The sequence below is a fragment of the Nonomuraea sp. NPDC050691 genome (assembly GCF_040654455.1).
In the GTDB taxonomy this organism is placed as follows: Bacteria; Actinomycetota; Actinomycetes; order Streptosporangiales; family Streptosporangiaceae; genus Nonomuraea.
The window spans coordinates 1-2,993 of the sequence record NZ_JBFAIA010000337.1 but is presented as its reverse complement, the minus strand read 5'-3'; the positions used below and the strand labels follow the sequence as shown (position 1 = coordinate 2,993).

Sequence of the window (2,993 nt, the reverse complement as noted above, 5' to 3'; positions counted from 1 at the left end):
CGTTCAGAACTGGCTGGAATTCGGGCTCAGTGGACGCGACCTCGCGACCGTCGACAAGTGCACGATCCTCGCGAGCACCCCCTCCTTGAACGCCGGCCCGCCGAACACGGCGCCCGCGCCGGTGAAGGCCCCGGCGCCCCTCGCGGCACCTGTACCGGCGCTCCCCGTACCAGCGCCACCGATACCGGCGCCACCGATACCGGCGGCGGCCGTGCCGGTCGCCGCCCCCGCACCTGCCGTGGCCGGGCCCACGCCGGCCAGGCCCCAGGCGGCACAGGCCATCGTCAGCACCAGCGCCGGCGTTCTCATCCCACGAAACACTGCAGTCCCCCTGTGTCGGTCAGGTCCTATCGGCGGTTGAGCACCTGGTGCTCGATGACGGGGGATTCGCTGGGCTGGAAGTAGACCCAGGCCTCGTTGACGGCGCTGCCCTCGTCCAGGTAGACGGCGCTCATCTGGTGCACGCCCCTGGTGAGCTCGTCAGTGGTGAACCGGGCGACGCCCTGGTCGTTCAGCAGGGCCGAGCCGATCACCGTCGGCCCGTCCTTGAAGATCACCTCGCCGCCGGCGTGGACGCCGTCGACCTCCCCGTCGACGACGGCCGTGAAGGTGACCGCCTCGTGCAGGCGGGAGGGGTCCGGCGACGAGGTGAGGGTGGTGGACGTCGGCGGCCGGTTCGGCATCGTGATGAGGGTCCTGGGACTGGTCTCGGTGCCCTCGATGCTGACGGACGTGTCCAGCGACACCGCGCGCCCGACCATCTGGACGCCCTCGTCCACGACGATCCCGTTCTGGGCGAGGATGTTGCCGCGGAAGGTGGAGAGCGTCCCCAGGCTGGCGGTGTTGGCGACGGCCCAGATGATGTTGTTCTCCTGCGCGCCGTTGAGGACGTCGATGTTGCTCACCTCGGCGGTGTTGAGCGTCGTGTCCACCTGGAAGATGAAGACCGCGTCGGGGTCGCCCTCGGCGTCCAGCTTGAGGGTCCCGTCGATCACGAAGGCGCCGCTTCTGCTCTCGTAGACGCCGGGCCCCAGGGTCCGGCCGCCGAGCTGCGCGGAGATGACGCCGTTGGCCGCCCGCCCCCGCGCCTCCCGGTAGGCGGCGACCACGTCCCCGCGGATCCGGGCCGCCTGCCCGTTGCCCCGGTAGATCCGGCCCAGCACCACCCCCGGCGGGAAGCCGGTCACGACACCGCCCGGGCTGACCGCGACGTCACCGGTGATGCGCGTCAGCTCCTCGCTGTTGACGGCGAGGCCCGCCATCACCGCGACCCCCCACCCTTCGCCGAGGTCTATCGGCTCCTGGCGAGCGTCCGCGCTCCAGGTGGAGGCGGTGAGCAGGCCCATGGCCAGCACGCCGGTCAACCCGACGGACAGCCATGAACGCGGCGAAAGATTGGCCATGCCCGCAAGTGTGGCGAGGGAGATCACCAACGACAGGCGCGTACATCCCGCCTGAGCCATCTCCTTGCCAGTCCTTGCCTGTGGGGCGACCTTCGCCGTCCGCAGCCCCTGGTGGACCCGCCGGCGACACGCCGGGCCCCGGGCCGAATCGGCGGTGCGAGATCACCTGACTCCTACAGTCAGGTGATATCTCAGCTCGAAGTGACGGGGGTCCAGACATGGGAGAGAAACTCGTAGTCGTCGGCCAGGGATATGTCGGCCTGCCGCTGGCGATGCGGGCGGTCGAAGCCGGCTTCGACGTCGTGGGGATCGACGTCGACGACTGGCGCGTCAAGCGGCTCAACGCCGGTGAGTCGTTCGTCGAGGACATCAGCGACGAGCAGATCGCCGCCGCGCTGCGCTGCGGCCGCTACCTCGCCAGCGCCGACTACGCCGACGCCGCGGGCTTCGACGTGTGCGTGATCACGGTCCCGACGCCGCTGTCGGAGGGCGCCCCCGACCTCTGCCACATCGCGTCGGCCGGCCGGTCCATCGCCCCGCTGGTACGGCCGGGCGCCACGGTGGTCCTGGAGTCGACCACCTATCCCGGCACCACGGAGGAGTACCTGCTGCCGATCCTGGAGGAGGGCTCCGGGCTGCGCGCCCCCGAGGACTTCCTGCTGGGCTACAGCCCCGAGCGGATCGACCCGGGCAACGCCGTGTGGCGGCTGGAGAACACGCCGAAGGTCGTCTCGGGCATCGACGCGGCCTCCCTGAAGCGCATCCAGGGCTTCTACCAGCAGGTCGTGGACCGGGTCGTGCCGGTGTCCTCGCTTCAGGTGGCCGAGCTGTGCAAGCTGCTGGAGAACACGTTCCGGCACGTCAACATCGCGCTGGTCAACGAGCTGGCGATCTTCGCCGAGCAGCTCGGCATCGACGTCTGGGAGGCCATCGACGCCGCCTCGACCAAGCCGTTCGGCTACATGCGCTTCACGCCCGGCCCGGGCGTCGGCGGCCACTGCCTGCCGATCGACCCGTCCTACCTGTCGTGGAAGGTCAAGCGCAGCCTCGGGCACAACTTCCGGTTCGTGGAGCTGGCCAACGACATCAACGACCACATGCCCGACCGGGTCGTCCACCGGCTCATGCTGGCGCTCAACCAGCGTGGCAAGGCGCTCAACGGCAGCCGGGTGGTCGTGCTGGGACTCGCGTACAAGAAGAACGCCGGCGACTGCCGCGAGTCTCCGGCCATCGAGGTGGTCAAGTCGCTGCACAAGCTGGGCGCCCGGGTGCGGGCCGCCGACCCGCACGTGACGGACTGCCGGCTGCCCGCGGGCATCGAGATCATCGAGGCGACGCGCCAGGAGCTGGCCGAGGCGGACGCGGTCCTGGTGCTCACCGACCACGACCGGTTCGACTTCGAGCTGGTGCAGGAGGTCGGCCCGTACGTCTTCGACACCCGCAACCGCTGCCGGGGCCCCAACGTCGAGGTCCTGTGACGTGAGACGCGCGAAGGCCCTCCGGTCGATGACCGGAGGGCCTTCGCCAGGTCCGGGGGCTCACGTCCCGGCGGCGGGCCCGGTCACCTCCATGGGACCGGCCGGCCGCGCC

At 70.5% G+C, this 2,993-nt stretch carries 3 protein-coding genes; 1 reads left to right on the top strand and 2 read right to left on the bottom strand.

The features are described from left to right. Nucleotides 1-3: 3 nt before the first annotated feature. Complete coding sequence (locus AB0H81_RS44410; RefSeq protein ID WP_358388449.1) at nt 4-309, bottom strand: hypothetical protein; 306 nt, start codon at nt 307-309, stop codon at nt 4-6. Nucleotides 310-347: 38 nt separating this feature from the next. Continuing rightward, a complete protein-coding gene (locus AB0H81_RS44405) occupies nt 348-1,403 on the bottom strand; it encodes an ice-binding family protein (RefSeq protein WP_358388446.1) in 1,056 nt (351 codons plus the stop codon). A 218-nt stretch (nt 1,404-1,621) separates the two neighbouring features. Here AB0H81_RS44405 and AB0H81_RS44400 point away from each other — a divergent pair, with 218 nt between their 5' ends. Next, nucleotides 1,622-2,881 carry a nucleotide sugar dehydrogenase gene (locus tag AB0H81_RS44400; RefSeq protein WP_358388443.1) on the top strand — a complete coding sequence of 420 codons (1,260 nt, stop codon included), beginning with the start codon at nt 1,622-1,624 and terminating at the stop codon, nt 2,879-2,881. The last annotated feature ends 112 nt before the right edge of the window (nt 2,882-2,993 follow it).